General features: G+C 75.5%; 15 protein-coding genes. 12 read left to right on the top strand and 3 right to left on the bottom strand.

What is annotated here, in order from left to right:
* Positions 1-457 precede the first annotated feature (457 nt).
* The gene (locus RMN57_RS14315; protein WP_313767820.1) at positions 458-1750 is read left to right on the top strand and encodes a class I SAM-dependent RNA methyltransferase; all 1293 of its coding nucleotides are present in this window, start codon (positions 458-460) and stop codon (positions 1748-1750) included.
* A 154-nt stretch (positions 1751-1904) separates the two neighbouring features.
* Positions 1905-2891: a dTDP-glucose 4,6-dehydratase gene (gene rfbB / locus RMN57_RS14310; RefSeq protein WP_313763792.1), complete on the top strand. Its 987-nt coding sequence runs from the start codon at positions 1905-1907 to the stop codon at positions 2889-2891.
* A gap of 70 nt (positions 2892-2961) precedes the next feature.
* On the opposite strand, the gene RMN57_RS14305 is transcribed toward rfbB, so the two are convergent.
* Positions 2962-3159, bottom strand: a complete 198-nt coding sequence (locus tag RMN57_RS14305; protein ID WP_313763791.1) for a hypothetical protein — start codon at positions 3157-3159, stop codon at positions 2962-2964.
* Positions 3160-3332: 173 nt separating this feature from the next.
* Between RMN57_RS14305 and RMN57_RS14300 the strand changes: the two genes are divergently transcribed.
* Together RMN57_RS14300 and RMN57_RS14295 are read left to right on the top strand one after the other, a co-directional pair.
* Positions 3333-3575 carry a toxin-antitoxin system HicB family antitoxin gene (locus RMN57_RS14300; protein ID WP_313763790.1) on the top strand — a complete coding sequence of 81 codons (243 nt, stop codon included), beginning with the start codon at positions 3333-3335 and terminating at the stop codon, positions 3573-3575.
* Positions 3572-3994: a fic family toxin-antitoxin system, toxin component gene (locus RMN57_RS14295; protein ID WP_313763789.1), complete on the top strand. Its 423-nt coding sequence runs from the start codon at positions 3572-3574 to the stop codon at positions 3992-3994. The genes RMN57_RS14300 and RMN57_RS14295 overlap by 4 nt, the downstream gene beginning before the upstream one ends.
* Before the next feature lie 113 nt (positions 3995-4107).
* Here RMN57_RS14295 and RMN57_RS14290 read toward each other — a convergent pair whose 3' ends face one another.
* Positions 4108-4944: a GNAT family N-acetyltransferase gene (locus RMN57_RS14290; protein WP_313767819.1), complete on the bottom strand. Its 837-nt coding sequence runs from the start codon at positions 4942-4944 to the stop codon at positions 4108-4110.
* Between the two features lie 486 nt (positions 4945-5430).
* Here RMN57_RS14290 and RMN57_RS14285 point away from each other — a divergent pair, with 486 nt between their 5' ends.
* The 6 genes from RMN57_RS14285 (at position 5431) to RMN57_RS14260 (ending at position 11223) form a co-directional block, all read left to right on the top strand.
* Complete coding sequence (locus RMN57_RS14285) at positions 5431-6483, top strand: hypothetical protein (protein ID WP_313763788.1); 1053 nt, start codon at positions 5431-5433, stop codon at positions 6481-6483.
* Positions 6480-7400 (top strand): alpha-L-glutamate ligase, encoded by a 921-nt coding sequence (locus RMN57_RS14280; RefSeq protein WP_313763787.1) that lies wholly within the window; start codon positions 6480-6482, stop codon positions 7398-7400. Before RMN57_RS14285 ends, RMN57_RS14280 begins: the two co-directional genes overlap by 4 nt.
* 52 nt (positions 7401-7452) lie before the next feature.
* Positions 7453-8283, top strand: a complete 831-nt coding sequence (locus RMN57_RS14275; protein ID WP_313763786.1) for a putative RNA methyltransferase — start codon at positions 7453-7455, stop codon at positions 8281-8283.
* A gap of 130 nt (positions 8284-8413) precedes the next feature.
* Positions 8414-9871 (top strand): ATP-binding protein, encoded by a 1458-nt coding sequence (locus RMN57_RS14270; RefSeq protein WP_313763785.1) that lies wholly within the window; start codon positions 8414-8416, stop codon positions 9869-9871.
* A complete protein-coding gene (locus tag RMN57_RS14265) occupies positions 9868-10269 on the top strand; it encodes a nucleotide pyrophosphohydrolase (RefSeq protein WP_313763784.1) in 402 nt (133 codons plus the stop codon). Before RMN57_RS14270 ends, RMN57_RS14265 begins: the two co-directional genes overlap by 4 nt.
* Positions 10270-10428: 159 nt before the next feature.
* A complete protein-coding gene (locus tag RMN57_RS14260) occupies positions 10429-11223 on the top strand; it encodes a DUF6099 family protein (protein ID WP_313763783.1) in 795 nt (264 codons plus the stop codon).
* A gap of 505 nt (positions 11224-11728) precedes the next feature.
* On the opposite strand, the gene dapD is transcribed toward RMN57_RS14260, so the two are convergent.
* Complete coding sequence (gene dapD / locus RMN57_RS14255; protein WP_313763782.1) at positions 11729-12718, bottom strand: 2,3,4,5-tetrahydropyridine-2,6-dicarboxylate N-succinyltransferase; 990 nt, start codon at positions 12716-12718, stop codon at positions 11729-11731.
* Positions 12719-12859: 141 nt separating this feature from the next.
* On the opposite strand from dapD, the gene RMN57_RS14250 reads away from it, so the two are divergent.
* Positions 12860-14569, top strand: a complete 1710-nt coding sequence (locus tag RMN57_RS14250; RefSeq protein WP_313763781.1) for a 3' terminal RNA ribose 2'-O-methyltransferase Hen1 — start codon at positions 12860-12862, stop codon at positions 14567-14569.
* Positions 14566-17271 carry a polynucleotide kinase-phosphatase gene (locus RMN57_RS14245; protein ID WP_313763780.1) on the top strand — a complete coding sequence of 902 codons (2706 nt, stop codon included), beginning with the start codon at positions 14566-14568 and terminating at the stop codon, positions 17269-17271. Before RMN57_RS14250 ends, RMN57_RS14245 begins: the two co-directional genes overlap by 4 nt.
* Positions 17272-17365: the final 94 nt, after the last annotated feature.

Here is a 17365-nt window from a genome sequence, read left to right as displayed (position 1 = left end):
CCGCAACACCCCGCCCCGCTCCCACGGCTCGTCCGGCTCGTCCGGCAAGGGTGCCCGCAAGGGCGCCGGGAAGGGCGGTGCCGCCAAGCCGGGCCAGGTCGCCCGGCCGCGCTGGGGCAAGCCGGTGCGCCCGGCCGCGACCGACCGTGAAGGCTTCACCGCGCAGACCGCGCCGCTCGCGCCGGGGGAGCGCGCCCCGGAGCAGCCGGCCGCTGACCGCGGCGAGCGGGCCGAGCGGTCCGAGCAGGGCGGTGCGAAGGGCGGCACCGGGAAGGGTGGCGCCGCGAAGACCGGAGCCGGGAAGGGTGGCGCCGGGAAGACCGGTGGCGCCGCGAAGGGCGGTGGCGCGAAGGGCGGGGACCGTCCGCGCAAGCAGGCCGTCCGCCCGCCGAAGGTGCTCCGCACCGCCCGCGCGCCGCGCACCGAGGCCGCCCCCAAGGGGCCCGGCGGCGACCCGCTGGTCGGTGAGCGGTACGAGGTCGAGGTCGGCCCGGTCGCGCACGGCGGCGGGCACTGCGTGGCCCGGCACGAGGGCCGGGTGCTGTTCGTCCGGCACGCGCTGCCCGGCGAGCGCGTCGTCGCCCTGGTCACCGAGGGCACCACCAAGTCGCGCTTCCTGCGCGCCGACGCGGTGGAGATCCTGGAGCCGGCCAAGGACCGCATCACCCCGCCCTGCCCGTTCTCGGGGCCGGGCAAGTGCGGCGGCTGCGACTGGCAGCACGTCTCCCCGGGCGGGCAGCGCAAGCTCAAGGTGCAGGTGCTCACCGAGCAGCTGGCCAAGCTGGCCGGCCTCACCCCGGCCGAGGCCAGCTGGGACGGCAGCATCGAGCCGGTCGGCGGCAAGCTCCCGGCCGGGCAGGTGCCGGCCTGGCGCACCCGGGTCCAGTACGCGGTCGACCCGGAGACCGGGAAGGTGGGGCTGCGCAAGCACCGCTCGCACGAGATCCAGCCGATCGACCGCTGCCTGATCGCCGCCGAGGGCGTCACCGAGCTGGGCATCGAGGGGCGCGACTGGCCGGGCGTCGTCTCGGTCGAGGTGATCGCCGCCTCCGGCTCCTCGGACCGCCAGGTGGTGCTCACCCCGGCGCCCGGCGCCCAGCTGCCGCTGGTCGAGCTGGACAAGCCGGTGTCCATCACCCGGGTCGACGACCAGGGCAACGTCCACCGGGTGCACGGCCGCTCCTTCGTGCGCGAGCGCGCCGCCGGCCGGACCTGGCGGATCAGCAACGGCGGCTTCTGGCAGATCCACCCCGAGGCCCCGGACACCCTCGTCGACGCCGTCCTGGACGGCCTGGACCCGCAGTGGGGCGAGAACGCGCTCGACCTGTACTGCGGCGTCGGCCTGTTCGCCGGCGCGCTGGCCGACCGGGTCGGCGACGACGGCGCGGTGCTCGGCATCGAGTCCGCCAAGCAGGCCGTGATCGACGCCCGGCACAACCTGGCCGCGCTGGACAACGTCCGGATCGAGTGCGACCGGGTGGAGACGCTGCTGCCGCGCACCGGCATCACCGCCACCGACCTGATCGTCCTGGACCCGCCGCGCGCGGGCGCCGGGCGGGAGACCGTGGAGCACCTGGTCGGCCTCTCGGCCCGCCGGATCGCCTACGTCGCCTGCGACCCGGCCGCGCTCGCCCGGGACCTCGCGTTCTTCCGCGAGGGCGGCTACCGGCCGGTCTCGCTGCGCGCGTTCGACCTGTTCCCGATGACGCACCACTTCGAGTGCGTGGCGATCCTGGAGCCGGTGGAGTAGTCCGCGTACCGCTTGGGCGCGCACCGCGCACGGCTGTGCGCGGTGCGCGCGTGTCCGAGGCCCCTTCCGGGCGGGGAGACCCGGTCCGGGAGGGGCCTCGTCCGGCTCGCTGACCGGGGCGGCCAAGGGGGAGACGGCAGGAGGAGAGACAGGCGTGAACATCCTGGTGACCGGCGCGGCCGGGTTCATCGGCTCGCACTTCGTGCGGACGCTGCTCGGCGGCGGATACCCCGGTCACGAGGACGACCGGGTGACCGTGCTGGACCGGCTGACCTACGCCGGAACGCTCAACAACCTGCCCCGGCACCACCCCCGGCTGGACTTCGTGCACGGCGACGTCTGCGACACCGCCCTGCTGGAGGAGGTCTTCCCCGGCCACGACGCCGTGGTGCACTTCGCGGCCGAGTCGCACGTGGACCGCTCGGTCGCGGGCGCCGAGACCTTCGTCCGCACCAATGTGCTCGGCACCCAGGCGCTGCTGGAGGCGGCCCTGCGGCACGGCGTCGGCGTCTTCGTCCTGGTCTCCACGGACGAGGTGTACGGGTCGATCGAGCGGGGGAGCTGGACGGAGGAGGAGCCGCTGCTCCCGAACTCCCCGTACGCGGCCTCCAAGGCGTCGGCGGACCTGATCGCCCGCGCGTACGCGCGCACCCACGGGCTGGACGTGCGGATCACCCGCTGCGCCAACAACTACGGCCCCGGCCAGCACCCCGAGAAGCTGATACCGCTCTTCACGACCCGTCTGCTCGACGGGCTGCCGGTGCCGCTGTACGGGGACGGCTCCAACGTCCGCGAGTGGCTGCACGTGGACGACCACTGCCGGGCCGTCCGGCTGGTGCTCGACCACGGCCGGCCCGGCGAGATCTACAACGTCGGCGGCGGCACCCACCTGACCAACCGGGAGATGACCGGCCGCCTGCTGGACCTGTGCGGGCGCGACTGGGACCTGGTGGAGCGGGTGGCGGACCGCAAGGGCCACGACCTGCGGTACGCGGTGGACGACTCGAAGATCCGCCGGGAACTGGGCTGGGCGCCGCGGCGGTCGCTGGAGGAGGGCCTGCGCGAGACGGTGGCGTGGTACGCGGCCCACCGCGACCACTGGACGGCGGTTCGGGAGGAGCCGGCGGCGCTGGTCCGCTGAGGCTCCGGGCGGGGCGGGTTCGTTGAGGCTCGGGGGCTCGGGCTTCGGGGCTTCGGGGACGCCGTGCCGTTCAGTGCAGGTTCTGCTCCTCCTCGTCCGCGCTGTGCGGCAGGGTGATGCCGTGCTGGGCGGCGAGCCTGATCAGTCCGGCGATCCGGCCCTCGTAGGCCTGGACGCCGTCGGCGTCCCCCTCGGCCCGGGCGGCCGCGAGTTCCTTCCGGGCCCGGGCGAGCTGCTCGCGCAGCTCCTGGTCGAACATGGCTGTCATCTGCCGGCCTCCGCACAGGTCGGTGTCGCTCCAGGGAATGCTCGGGGCAGTTCAGAGTCTCCGAAGGTGAAGAACTCTTCAAGTCCGGATCCCCGCTGCGGCGCGGCCGGGGGAGCGAAGCGAACGTGCGCGCGCCCTTGTTGTGCTAGCACTTCAGCGCTAGCGTCGAATTCATGGGTAAGAAGCAGCTGAACGTCCGGGTGGACGCCACCACCGCGGAGATGGCCCGGGAGCGGGCGGAGCAGCAGGGGATCAGCATGAACCAGTACATCGAGCGCCTGGTCCAGCAGGACATGGGCGAGGCGGGTCGGGCGTTCGTGGACGCCGCGGCGCAGTTCATGAAGGAGTACGAGACGGCCTTCCTGGCCGAGTTCGGCGAGCGGGGCGCGGCCGACCTCCAGGACGTGCGCCGTTGAACCTGGAGGTCGACCTCTCGTGGCTGCTCATGACCGCCGAGCAGTACACGCCCGGTGACCCGCAGGTCACCGACTACGGATCGCTGCTCGCGGCGGTCGCCCGCCACCAGGCGGAGATCTTCGACATCGCCGTCTATCCCGAACCGCAGGACCGCGCCGCCGCCCTGATGCACCAGCTGATCCGGGTGCCGGCCCTGGAGAAGACCAACGAGTTGTTCGCCACCGCCGTCGCGTACGCCTACCTGGTGGCCAGCGGCTGCACGGTCGCGACCACCGCACGTGAGGTGCGCAGCCTCGCCCGGGCCATCCGCGAGGGCCGGCTCGGCGTGTCCGGCGTGGCCGAGCGGCTGGCCGCGTGGGTGGTGGACGAGGCCGAGGGGGAGGGCGTCAGCGGCGAGGACGACGAGGACTCGGACTGAGCGGCCGCCGGGCCGGCGGCCAGGGCCGGTTCGGCGGGCGGACCGGGCGGGCCGGCCGGCAGGGCCGGGCGGGCCGGATGGACCGGCCGGCCCGGGCCGACCCGCCGAGCCGGTCAGGCCCCGGCCGCCGGCTCGGTCGCGGGCTCGGCGATCAGCGCCGTCGCGAACGGGCGGAAGCCCGCCCGCCGGTAGATCCGGGCGACGTCCTCGTCGGCGGCGGACAGGAACACCGTCTGCACGCCGTTGGCGCGGGCGTGTGCGACCAGGGCCGCGGTGACCGCGAGGGCCAGGCCCTGTCGGCGGGCCGCCGGCAGGGTGCCGACGCCGGCCACCTCGGTGACCGTGCCCACCGGGTTGTGCTGGCCCGCGCAGAGCGCCACGCCCTCCCGGACGGCCGCGGCGAGCACCGTCCGCCCGGCGGTGATCCGCCCGGCGATCCGCTCGACCGTGCCGTCCGCCGCCGACTTCGCGGCGGCAGCGGCGAGCTCCTCCGGCCCGGCGGTGCCCCGGGCGGTGCCGGGCTCGCCGAAGGCCAGGTGCGGGACGGCCACCGCGCTCGCCAGGTCGGGGTCGTCGGCGGCCATGATCCGGACCGCCGCGCCCCCGCTCGGCGTGCCCGCACCCGGCGCGCCGGCCGGGAGCACGGGCTCGTCGTCGGGCCCGAGCACCAGCAGCGGGTGCTCGTGGACCGCCAGTCCGGCCTCCTCGATCGCCGCGCGCAGCTCGGGGTTGTGCTCGGCCACCCACTCGAAGGCCTCCGGGATGCCCAGCTCGCGCTGGCGGGCCAGCACCCGGCGGACGTCCTCGGCGGTGGCGGCCGGGCCGGTGTGGCCGAGCGCCGGGCGGGCGTAGTACGGCCAGCCCCGGCCCTCGTTGACGAACAGGCTCAGCGGGCCGAAGTCCTCGACCCGGGCGGCGGAGCGCGGAACGGAGTCGTAGTACCGCTCGATGTCGTCGAGGAGGTGGCGGAAGGCCGGGTCGACTCCGGGGGCGGCGTCGTCGGCGGAACCGGCCGTCGCGGTGGGATCAAGATCATTGGAGGTCACGCCGTGCATCCTGGCAGGGGGTGTCGCGTTCCTGCCACCTGTTTGACCGTGTCGCGCCCGTCGGTGCGGCCCTCGTCGCGGCCGTTGCCGGGGTCCTTGCCGGGGCTGTCACGGCCGTTGTCGACGGGGCGGCGGAGGCCGGCGGGCCCGGTGCTGCCGGAGGGCGCTGCCTGCGTGCGGCGGAAGTGGTGGGGGTACGAGCGGCCCGGGTGACGCAGGCCGCGGCGGGCGGCCGTGGATCCCGGGTGCAATTCGGACCGATTGTTGCCGAACGCTTACAGGCCGGGCGATCTTGCGTGCAGACCCCGTGGCATCCTGGGGCCTTTACAGCTCTGCCGGACGGGAACGGCGGACGCCCGTGCCGGCTGAGGCGAGGGGGAGGACAGGCTCATGAGGCTCTGCTTTCTGGTCGAGGAACACTACCGGCACGACGGCATGCCGCTCGACGTCGTGCGCCAACTCACGGCATGGGGGCACCGGGTCGACGTGCTGCGCCCCGGCGACTCGCTGATGGCGATCTCCGAGGCGGTCCGGGCGGGCAGCCACGACGCCTGGGTGCTCAAGACCGTCTCCGGCGGCCCGGGGCTCACCCTCCTGGAGGCGGCCGCCTCTGTCGGCCTCACCACCGTCAACGACGTCCGTTCCATCCGTGGCGTCCGCGACAAGGCGCTCGCCGCCGTGATCGCGCGCACCCGCGGCCTGCCCGTCCCCGTCACCTACGCCGCCGCCCGCTGGGAGCGGCTCGCGGAGATCCCCGCCGCCGAGTACCCGCTGGTGGTCAAGCCCGCCGACGGCAGCTCGGGCCGGGCCGTGCGGCTCGTCCCCACCCCCGACCACCTGGCCGCGCTCGGCCCGCAGCTCGCCGGCGAGGGCCTGCTGATCGCCCAGCCCTACGTGCCCAACTCCGGCACCGACCTCAAGGTCTACTGCGTCGACGGCGAGTTCTACGCCACCGAGCGCTGCTCCCCGCTCCACCCCGGCCAGGGCGTGCGCGAGCGCCAGGTGCCGCTCGGCGCCGACATCGCGCGGATCGCCGCGCAGGTCGGCGAGGTCTTCGGCCTCGACCTCTACGGGGTGGACGTGCTGCTCGGCCCGGACGGGCCGGTCGTCGTCGACATCAACGACTTCCCCAGCTTCCGACAGGTGCCGGACGCGGTGGCCCGGGTGGCCCGGGCCGTGCTGCGGCTGGCCCGCACGGGCACGGCGGTCTCCGCCCCGGCGCCCGCGCTGCTGTCCGAGCCGGCCGCGGCGGTGGCGGACTCGGTGCTGCTGCCCGCGCCGAGCGGCGCCGCGGTGGGCGTCGGCGGCTTCGGCGCGGCGGGGTTGGTGGGCGAGCCGGACCTGGTCGGCGGTCCGGGGCTGGTCGGCGGCGGGCTCGGCGGGGCCGGGCTGGTCAGCGGTGGGGCCGGGCTGGTCAACGGCGGCGTGGGCGGCGGGATATGAGGATCTGCCTGCTCACCCCCGACCCGGGCCACCCGCTGCTGGCCGCCACCGCGGCCCTGCTGGCCGCCGACCACCGGGTCGAGGCGCTCGACCCCACCACCGGCGACGCCCCACCCGCCGAGGTCCTGGGCCGCGGCCCGCTCGCCGACGTCTACCTGCTCAAGGCCCGCACCCCGCGGGCCCTCGCGCTCGCCCGGTACCTGGAGGAGCGCGGCGCCCCGGTCGTCAACTCCGCCGCGGCGACGGCATTCTGCCAGGACCGCACCGCCATGGCCGAGCTGGCCAGGCGCGCCGGCCTGCCGTTCGCGGCCACCCGCACCGCCGCCACGCTCGCCGAACTGCCCGACCCCGACGGGCCGATCGTCGTCAAGAGCCGCCACAGCCGGCGCCACGACCTCGTCGCCCGGGTCGACGACGCGGCCGCTCTGCGGGCGCTCGCCGTCGAGTGGCCCGACGAACCCGTGATCACCCAGCCGTTCCTGGCGAACTCGGGCTGGGACCAGAAGCTCTGGGTCGTCGACGGGCAGGTCTTCTGCGCCCGCCGCCGCTCCGAACTCGCCGATCCGGTCGAGGCCGAGGCGATCGGCCAGGTCGGCCAGGTCGGCTCGTCGGGCCCGCCCGGACCGGTCGTCGACGGCGGGCGGGGCTTCGGGCCCGCGGACCTGCCGCCCGACCGGGCCCGGCTCGCCCTACGGGTCGGCGAGGTCTTCGCCCTCGACGTCTACGGCGTCGACCTGCTGGACGGGCCCGCCGAACCGGTCATCGTCGACGTCAACGCCTTCCCCGGCATCCGCGGCCAGGCCGGCGCCCCCGAGGCGCTCGCCGCGCTCGCCCTGCGCACCGCCCGCCGCGGCACCCCGCCCGCGCCGCGCCTGCCCGGGCAGCGCGAGCCACGGCCACGCGCCGCCGGTCGCTAGTCTTGCTCTTTCCGGTCGGACCGCACGACCGGACGGCGAGAGAAGACGGACGTTGCTGCAGGACATCGAGCGCTACCTGGCCTGCCCGCACTGCGCGCAGGCGCTCACCCTCGACGGGCGCACCCTGCGCTGCCCCGCCGGGCACAGCTTCGACGTCGCCAAGCAGGGCTACGTCAGCCTGCTCGCCGGCGACGCGCACACCGGCACCGGTGACACCGCCGACATGGTCGCCGCCCGCAGCGGATTCCTCGACGCCGGCCACTACCGGCCGATCGCCGAGGCCCTCACCGCCGCAGCCGTCGCGGCCGCCCCCGAAGGCCTGGTCGCCGATCTCGGCGCCGGCACCGGCCACTACCTCGCCCACGTCCTCGACACCCTGCCCGACCGGCCCGGCGCCGCCCTCGACATCTCCAAGTACGCGCTGCGCCGCGCCGCCAAGGCCCACCCCCGGATCGGCGCCGTGGTCTGCGACGCCTGGCGTCCGCTGCCGCTGCGGGACGCCTCCGCCGGCCTCGTGCTCAACGTCTTCGCCCCCCGCAACGGCCCCGAGATCCGCCGCGTGCTGCGCCCCGGCGGCACCCTGCTGCTGGTCTCCCCGACCCCGCGCCACCTGCGCGAACTCGTCACCGCGCTCGGCCTGCTCTCGGTCGACGAGGAGAAGCAGCGCCGGATCGACGAGAAGCTCGGCCCCCACCTCGCCCCGGCCGGGCGGCAGGAGGTCGAGTTCACGCTGCGGCTCTCCGCCGCCGACGTCCGCACCGTGGTCGGCATGGGGCCGAGCGCCTGGCACACCGACCCGGAGCGGCTGGCCGCCCGGCTCGCCGCGCTGCCCGACCCGGTCGAGGTCACCGCCTCCGTGACGGTCGCCGCCTACCTCCGCTGAACGCGCTCCGGGCCCTCGGCGAGCCGTTCGGGAGGCCGCCCGGGCGGCCTGCGACCGCGCCCACCCCGTTGGGATGAATCTGCCGGGCAGGCACGTTTCTGCCGACCCGGCGGCGGCTAACGTCCGACGGGTGAACCGCGACGCCACCCGGCCCGCCGTGCCGGCCCACCCCCTCCAGCGGACCGCGGACGCCGGTCGGCCACCCGTGCAGCGCCCCACCGTCGAGGAGCTCCGGCTCACCTCGTTCAAGTCCTACCGGCGCGCCGCCCTGCCGCTCGCACCGCTCACCGTGCTGCACGGCCCGTCCGGCGTCGGCAAGTCCAACGCCCTCGACGCGCTCGCCGTCCTCTCCCGCCTGGCCCTCGGCGAAGAGATCGCCGACTCCCTCGACGGCCTGCCCGGGCGGGCCGGGCCGCTCGCCACACCCGTCCGCGGCGGCCTGGCCGGCTGCGTCCCGCACGGCCGCAACGCGATCATCCTCGGCTGCACCGTCCGCTCCGAAGACGGACCGGTCCGGCTGGAGGTCGTCGTCCGCACCGACGGCCCGGTCCGGATCGCCCGCGAGCAGCTCACCCTGGACGGCCGGATCCTCGTCGAGACCGGCGAACAGGACCTCCGCAACCACCGCGTGAACGTCAGCTGGCACAACGACACCCGGCAGGGCGACATCCGCGCGCCCTTCCCCAACGGCGTCCTCGTCACCGCGCAGATCCCGCTGCGGGTCGCCGGATCCTCCCCCGGCGAACGCAAGGTGCTGGCCGCCGCCGAACACGTCCTCACCGCCCTGCGCGAGGTCTTCCCGGTCCACCCAGTGCCGGCGCTCATGCGCGGCTGGGCCCGCCCCGACCCGCAGGCCCGGCTGGTCGGCACCGCCGCCAACATCTCCGCCGTCATCGCCCGGCTGAGCAACGAATGCGCGCGCCGCTACGGACAGCTGCTGCGGGTCGTCCAGTCCGCCGCGCCGCACCCCCTGCTCGGACTCGACCTCGCCCACCGCGGCACCGGGGCCGGCGAGCGCGTCCGCGCCGTCTTCGACGAGGGCGTGCTCGGCCGCACCGGCGCCGACCAGGCCTCCGACGGCATGCTGCGCCTCCTCGCCTTCGCCGCGGTGCTGCTCACCGGCGCCGCGGTGCTGGACCTCGACCCGGCCGCCGAGGTGCCCTGGGCGCACCGGCAGCTCACCGTGCTCGCCGAGGACCTCGGTGCCGGGCTCGGCGCCGAGCAGACCGCCGCGCTCGTACGGCTCGCCCGCGAGATGACCGCGCGCAACCAGCTGCGGGTGCTGGCCGCCCTGCAGGAGCCGGCCGCCGTCCGGGAGGCGCTCTGCGGGGACGTGCGCGCGGGGGAGGGCGAGCTGCCGCCGGGCGTCGCGTTGGTCGAGTGCCGGCGCGACCCGGGCTCCGGTCACACCGTGCTGCGCGCCGAGACGGCCAGGGTGCCGGCCCAGGCGTCGCGGAGCGCGGCGGGTGAGGCCGGGGCCGCGGGGGCGGGGGCAGGGGCACCGGGCGGCGAGGCCGGGCCGGGGGTGCCGCTGATGCCGGCGGGGGAGGCGGGCGCGCCGGCGGATGCGGTAGACCTGGACGGGTGAGCGAACGAGTGACGGAGCCCGCCGACCCGACCCTGGAGAGCCTGCGCCGACGGCTGGCGGAGTTCGCCGCGGCGCGCAGCTGGGAGCCCTTCCACACGCCCAAGAACCTCGCCGCGGCGCTGTCGGTGGAGGCCGGCGAGCTGCTGGAGATCTTCCAGTGGCTGACGCCCGAACAGGCCGCCTCGGTGATGTCCGACGAGGAGAGCGCCCACCGGGTCCGCGACGAGGTGGCCGACGTCCTCGCCTACCTGCTGCAGTTCTGCACGGTGCTGGGAGTCGACCCGCTGGAGGCCCTCGCCGCCAAGATCGAGCGGAACGAACTGCGCTTCCCCGCCCCCGGAGCGAAGCCCGCACCGCAGCCCGACGTCAACCCGGGCGTGGACGACCAACCCTTGTGAGGGACGGAAGTTGTCCACAACCCCCGGGTTGTCCACAGGCTCCGGGAAGGGGGCTGCACCGCCTCGCCCCTCGGCGCACGCTGTCGCCGTGACCATCTGACCGCCCCCGCGGCGGCCGTGGTCCGACGGCGACAGCGAGCGGGAAAGGGGTGGCGGCCGATGGAGGCGCTGCGACTGATCAAGACGGCCCGGCACGCCCTGGCCGAGGCCAGGGACGTGGCGGATGTGCTGGCGGAGGCGCGGCAGGCCGCGCTGCTCACCGAGGCGGTCGGGGCCCGGCTGGCCGAGCTGGAGGAGCCGGACGACGACGAACTGGTCGGCCTGGGCCAGCAGTTGGCCGAGGCGGGATCCCATGCGGCGGGCTGCCTGGACCAGCCCGTGGGGGAGTCCCCGGCCCTGGCGGGCCTGGGTGCGGGTGGACGGGCGGCGCGGCTCACCGAGCTGGGGGCGCTCGTGCCGATGCTGGCCGAGCTCGACGGGCTGCTGCGGGACGCGGGGGAGACGCTGGTGGTGCTGGCCTGCGGCGCGGAGACGGAGAGCCTGTACTGGACGTGCATCGACGGCGTCGACGCGGCGGCCGAGTGCAAGGACCTGGTCGGCCGGCTGGGGGCGGCGGTGCGGCGGGCGGCGGAGGACGGCGACCGGGAGGCCGCGGGGACCTCGGCGGCCGACCCGCCGCCGAGGCCGCCTCAGAGACCGGCGGAGGCGCCGCTGGTCGTGGTCACACTCGGGCCGCCGACCGGCCCGTCGGCGGCCAGGGCGCCGGACGACTGCAGATCGGCGAGGTCGGCGGTGACCGAGGCGAGCAGCTCCTGCAGCTGCTCCAACAGGCTCTTCGGGGTGGCCGGTGCCGTCGACGGGTCGGTGGCCGACTGCTGCTGCGACGGCAGGGCGGATGCCTCGGACCGGGGTTCGGACATGAGCGGACCTCTTCGGATCGGTAGTGCGGTGTGAAGCGTGCGAAGCGGCAGGCGGCGGCTCGGCGCACGCACCGCGCCGCCGCGGCGGAGCCCCGCCGCTGCAACCAACGAACCGGTTCCGACCGGGTCACCTGCCACCACCCGATGCGGTCCAACTCCCGTTGCAGGTAAGCCTCCCGGGTGACCTGGGCTTGCCGCTGCCGAGTGGCCTGGGCTAGGCGGGGCGATCCGGGACCGGACTGCCCGCGGTGCGGGTGAGGGCGAGCGCTCGCCCACACCCGCACGGTGGCCGCACGGCAAGGGCCGCATGGCAGCGGCCACACAGCAGGGGCCACACAGCAGGGGCCGCACGACACGAGATACCGGGAGGTGGGTGGGAGGGGGAGGGGGGTGGGCCCCCGGGAACGGGACAGCGAAGAGCGAACAGCAAACAACGAACACCGAACAGCAAAGGGCCTCGGCGCCGATACGGCGCCGAGGCCTTCCCGTGTGGGGCCTTCCCGTACGGAGGCCCGTCCTGCGCGGAACTACCGGCAGGATCAGTTGTGCGCGTGCAGCTCGGCGTTCAGACCGCCCCAGGAACCGGAGCGGGCGATGACCTCGACGGCGCCGGTCTGGGAGTTGCGGCGGAAGAGCAGGTTGTCCTGGCCGGACAGCTCGACGGCCTTGGCCACCTCGCCGTCCGGGGTGGTCACCCGGGTGCCGGCCGTGACGTACAGGCCGGCCTCGACGACGCAGTCGTTGCCGAGTGAGATGCCGATGCCGGCGTTGGCGCCGAGCAGGCAGCGCTCGCCGACCGCCACGACCTGCTTGCCGCCGCCGGAGAGGGTGCCCATGATCGAGGCGCCGCCGCCGATGTCGCTGTGGTCGCCGACCACGACGCCCGCGCTGATCCGGCCCTCGACCATGGAGGTGCCCAGCGTGCCGGCGTTGAAGTTGACGAAGCCCTCGTGCATCACGGTGGTCCCGGGCGCCAGGTGGGCGCCGAGCCGGACACGGTCCGCGTGGGCGATTCGCACGCCCGACGGGGCGACGTAGTCGGTCATCCGCGGGAACTTGTCGATCCCGTACACGGCGAGCTGGCCGCCCTGGGCGCGGACGGCCAGGCGGGCCTGCTCGACCTTGTCCACCGGCACCGGGCCGATGCTGGTCCAGGCGACATTGGCGAGCAGGCCGAAGACGCCGTCCAGGTTCTGGCCGTGCGGCTTCACCAGGCGGTGGCTGAGCAGGTGCAGCCGCAGGTAGGCGTCGTGCGCGTCGATCGGCTTCTCGTCCAGCGAGGCGATGGTGGTGCGCACGGCGACCACCTCGACGCCGCGGCGGGCGTCGGCGCGCAGCGCCTCGGCGGCGCCGGCGCCCAGCTCGGCCTCGGCCTGCTCGGCGGTCAGGCGGACGGTGCCGGCCGGGCCCGGCTCGGCGGCCAGTGCGGGGGCGGGGAACCAGGTGTCGAGGACGGTGCCGTCGGCGGCGACGGTGGCCAGACCTGCGGCGACGGCGCCGCTTGCGAGGGAGGTGGATTCTGCAGTCACACCGTGCACGTTAACGAATGCGGGCCGCCGCTGCCGAACACGCTCACCGTGCGGACAGGGGCTCCCGCGGGTGACGCGGCGGCTCCGGCGCGGGACAAAACCTGGTGCTCACCGGGCTGCCGCTCGGCGATACTCGGGCAGGTGTTCATGTCGATCTCCACCACCGGCACCGCCGAGAGCCCGGCCTCCGACCTCGGCTTCCTGCTGCACAAGCACCCGGGCAAGGTCCAGCGGTTCTCGACGTCGCACGGCGAGGCCCACGTCTTCTACCCCGAAGCGGGCGACGAGCTCTGCACGGCCGCGCTGCTGCTCGACATCGACCCGATCGCGCTGGTCCGCAAGGGCCGGGGCAAGGGCCGAGGCGGCTCGCCGGACTTCGCCCTCGCCCAGTACGTCAACGACCGCCCCTATGCCGCGTCCTCGCTGCTCGCGGTGGCGCTGCGGACGGTGTTCCGCACGGCCATGAAGGGCGTCTGCGAGGCGCGCCCGGGGCTCGCCGAGCTTCCGCGTCCGCTGCGGATCTCGCTGCCCGCGGTGCCCGCCAACGGTGCAGGCGAGAGCGGCGGCCCGGCGATGGCGGCCCGGCTGTTCGAGCCGCTGGGCTGGCAGGTCGAGGCGTCGGCCATCCCGCTGGACGAGGCGTTCCCCGAGTGGGGCGAGTCGCGCTACGTCCGGCTGGAGCTGGCCGGCACGGAGGTCCGGCTCGCGGACGCGCTCCAGCAGCTGTACGTGCTGCTGCCGGTGCTCGACGGCGCCAAGCACTACTGGGTCGCCCCGGACGAGGTCGACAAGCTGCTCGCCGCGGGTGCGGGCTGGCTCGCCGACCACCCCGAGCAGGCGCTGATCGCGCGCCGCTACCTGTCCCGGCGCTGGGCGCTCACCCGGCGGGCGATGGAGCGCCTGGAGCTGGCCCGGCTGGCGGAGGCCGACGACCGCGAGGTCGAGGAGATCGACAACGCGGTCGACGACTCCGTGGACGACTCCGCCGACGAGGCCGTGGACGCTGCCGCCGAGGGTACGGTCGGCGGTGCCGCCGCGGGCGACGGCCGACCGGAGCAGCCGGAGCCGGCCGCCGAGCGGAAGGCCTCGCTGGCCGATCAGCGCCGGGCGGCGATCCTGGCCGCCCTGGGCGAGGTCGGCGCGGCACGGGTGGCCGACCTCGGCTGCGGGCAGGGTGAACTGATCGGCGCGCTCCTCAAGGACGTCCGGTTCACCGAGGTGCTCGGGGTGGACGTGTCCGCGCGGGCGCTGTCCGCGGCCGCGCGCAAGCTGCGGCTGGAGCGGATGTCGGAGCGCCAGGCCGCCCGGGTGCGGCTGGTCCAGGGCGCGCTGACGTACACGGACGCGCGGCTGAAGGGTTTCGACGCGGCGGTGCTCTGCGAGGTGATCGAGCACCTGGACCTGCCCAGGCTGCCGGCGCTGGAGTACGCCGTGTTCGGGGCGGCCCGGCCGTCGGCGGTGGTCGTGACCACGCCGAACGCCGAGTACAACGTCCGCTGGGAGAGCCTGCCGGCCGGGCACGTCCGGCACGCCGACCACCGGTTCGAGTGGGACCGCGCGCAGTTCCGGGCCTGGGCCGAGCGGGTGGCGGCGACGTACGGCTACACCGCGGTGGTCCGGCCGGTCGGGCCGGAGGACGCCGAGGTGGGCGCGCCGACCCAGCTCGCCCTGTTCCGGATCGGCACCCCACCGGACGCCGAGCCGGAACCGGCGCCCGCGCCCGCGCCCGCGCCCGCCGACGTCCGGGCGCTCACCGTCCCCACGCCCACCCACCCCGCCACTCACCCCGCCAACCGCCCCACCACCCGCACCGACGCCACCACGACGCCCGAAGGGGGCGAGACCCGATGACCGACGACGCACTGCCCCCGGACGCCACCGACGCCCCGGACGACGACGCACCCACCGACGTGACCCCGACCGGTGCGCCGTCCACCGACGCGCCGCCCGCCGGAGCGACAGCCGACGCGGCCCCCGCCCGGCCCCGCCGCCTCCCGGTGACCGACGTCTCCCTCGTCGTCCTCATCGGCACCAGCGGCGCCGGCAAGTCCACCTTCGCCCGCCGCCACTTCCTGCCCACCCAGGTGGTCTCCTCCGACTTCTGCCGGGGCCTGGTGGCCGACGACGAGAACGACCAGTCCGCCTCCGCCGAGGCCTTCGACGTGCTGCACTACATCGTCGGCAAGCGCCTCGCCGCCGGCCGGCTCACCGTCGTGGACGCCACCAACGTCCAGCCGGAGGCCCGCAAGCAGCTGGTCCGGATCGCCCGCGAGCACGACGTGCTGCCGATCGCGATCGTGTTGGACGTCCCGCCGGGCGTCTGCGCCGAGCGCAACCGCACCCGTCCGGACCGCCAGCTGCCCGCGCACGTGATCCCGCGCCAGAACCGCGAGCTGCGCCGTTCGCTGCGCGGCCTGGAGCGCGAGGGCTTCCGCAAGGTGCACATCCTGCGCGGCGAGGCCGAGGTCGCGGCCGCCGAGGTCGTGCCGGAGAAGCGCTTCAACGACCTGCGCCACCTCACCGGCCCGTTCGACATCGTCGGCGACATCCACGGCTGCCGCTCCGAGCTGGAGACCCTGCTCACCCGGCTCGGCTACGTGCTCACCCGGGACGACGCGGGCCGCGCGGTGGACGCCGCGCACCCCGCGGGCCGGACGGCCGTCTTCGTCGGCGACCTGGTCGACCGCGGCCCGGACACGCCGGGCGTGCTGCGCCTGGTGATGGGCATGGTCGCCGCCGGGCACGCGCTCTGCGTGCCGGGCAACCACGAGAACAAGCTCGGCCGGTCGATGGACGGCAAGAAGGTCACCGTCTCGCACGGTCTGCAGGAGTCGCTGGACCAGCTGGCGGGGGAGTCGGAGGAGTTCCGCGCCGAGGTGCGGGCGTTCATGCGCGGCCTGGTCAGCCACTACCTGCTGGACGGCGGCGCGCTGGTGGTCTGCCACGCCGGTCTGCCGGAGAAGTACCACGGGCGGGCCTCCGGCCGGGTCCGTTCGCACGCGCTGTACGGGGACACCACCGGCGAGACCGACGAGTACGGCCTGCCGGTGCGCTACCCGTGGGCGGAGGAGTACCGGGGCAAGGCGATGGTGGTCTACGGGCACACGCCGGTGCCGGTGGCGAGCTTCCTCAACAACACCATCTGCCTGGACACCGGCTGCGTCTTCGGCGGCAGCCTCACCGCGCTGCGCTACCCGGAGCGGGAGCTGGTGTCGGTGGAGGCCGAGCAGGAGTGGTACGCGCCGGTCCGGCCGCTGAAGGCGGACGCGCCGGGCGCACGCGAGGGCCGGCCGCTGGACCTCGCCGACGTGGCGGGCCGTCGGGTGGTGGAGACCGCCCTGCACGGCCGGATCGCCGTGCGGGAGGAGAACGCCGCGGCGGCGCTGGAGGTGATGAGCCGGTTCGCGATCGACCCGCGGCTGCTCGCCTACCTGCCGCCGACCATGGCGCCGAGCGCGACCTCCCGCCGCCCGGGCTACCTCGAACACCCCGAGGAGGCCTTCGCCGCCTACCGCGAGGACGGCGTGCGGGAGGTGGTCTGCGAGGAGAAGCACATGGGCTCCCGCGCGGTGGTCCTGGTCGCCCGGGACGCCGGGGCGCTGGACAAGCGGTTCGGCCTGGCCGGGCCGGGCGCGATCTGGACCCGGACCGGCCGTGCGTTCCTCGGCGACGACAGCCTCACGGCCGCCGTCCTGGAGCGGGTGCGGGCCGCGGCCGAGCGCTCCGGCCTGTTCGACGAGCTGGCCACCGGCTGGCTGCTGCTGGACGCGGAGCTGATGCCGTGGTCGCTCAAGGCCACGGACCTGCTGCGCCGCCAGTACGCGGCGGTCGGTGCGGCCGCGGGTGCGGCGCTGCCGCAGGTGATCGCGGCGCTGGACCGGGCGGCCGGGCGCGGGCTCGACCTGGGCGAGCTGACGGCACGCCAGCGGCAGCGCGCGGCGGACGCACAGGCGTTCACCGAGGCGTACCGGCGCTACTGCTGGCCGACCGAGGGGCTCGCCGGGATCCGGCTGGCGCCGTTCCAGGTGCTGGCGGCCGAGGGGGCGAACCTGGCGGTGCGCCCGCACGACGAGCACCTGGGCTGGATCGACCGGCTGGTCGACGCCGACCGGGCGGCCGAGCCGCAGGCCCCGGTGCTGCACCGGACCGGCCGGCTGGTGGTGGACACCGCCGACGAGGCGTCGGTCGCCGCGGGTGTGGCCTGGTGGGAGGAGCTCACCGGGGCCGGCGGCGAGGGCATGGTGGTCAAGCCGCTGGCGTCGCTGGTCCGCGTCGGGGCGGGGGTGGGCCGTCCGGGCGGGCTGGTCCAGCCCGGGGTCAAGGTGCGGGGCCGCGAGTACCTGCGGATCATCTACGGCCCGGACTACACCGAGTACCTGGACCAGTTGCGGCAGCGGTTCCTCGGGCACAAGCGCTCGCTGGCGCTGCGTGAGTACGCGCTCGGGCTGGAGGCGCTCGACCGGCTGGCGGCGGGTGAGCCGCTCTGGCGGGTGCACGAGCCGGTGTTCGCCGTGCTCGCCCTGGAGTCGGAGCCGGTCGACCCCCGCCTCTAGGCCCTGTCCGGCCGGTTCCTCGGGGATTCGGTCGGATCCGGTCGGGTACGGGCCCTGCGGTGGTCACCGCAGGGCCCGTCCCGTTCCGGTGGTG

Source organism: Kitasatospora sp. CM 4170, assembly GCF_032110285.1.
Classification (GTDB): domain Bacteria; phylum Actinomycetota; class Actinomycetes; order Streptomycetales; family Streptomycetaceae; genus Kitasatospora; species Kitasatospora aburaviensis.
This window is presented reverse-complemented; position numbering and strand designations above follow the sequence as displayed.

What these genes read in the sequence shown, in the direction of transcription:
- RMN57_RS14260 (WP_313763783.1), top strand. Translation starts at nt 10,429, where the DNA reads ATGGAGGCGCTGCGACTGATCAAGACGGCCCGGCACGCCCTGGCCGAG.
- RMN57_RS14285 (WP_313763788.1), top strand. Translation starts at nt 5,431, where the DNA reads ATGAGGCTCTGCTTTCTGGTCGAGGAACACTACCGGCACGACGGCATG.
- RMN57_RS14245 (WP_313763780.1), top strand. Translation starts at nt 14,566, where the DNA reads ATGACCGACGACGCACTGCCCCCGGACGCCACCGACGCCCCGGACGAC.
- RMN57_RS14280 (WP_313763787.1), top strand. Translation starts at nt 6,480, where the DNA reads ATGAGGATCTGCCTGCTCACCCCCGACCCGGGCCACCCGCTGCTGGCC.
- RMN57_RS14305 (WP_313763791.1), bottom strand. Translation starts at nt 3,159, where the DNA reads ATGACAGCCATGTTCGACCAGGAGCTGCGCGAGCAGCTCGCCCGGGCC.
- RMN57_RS14300 (WP_313763790.1), top strand. Translation starts at nt 3,333, where the DNA reads ATGGGTAAGAAGCAGCTGAACGTCCGGGTGGACGCCACCACCGCGGAG.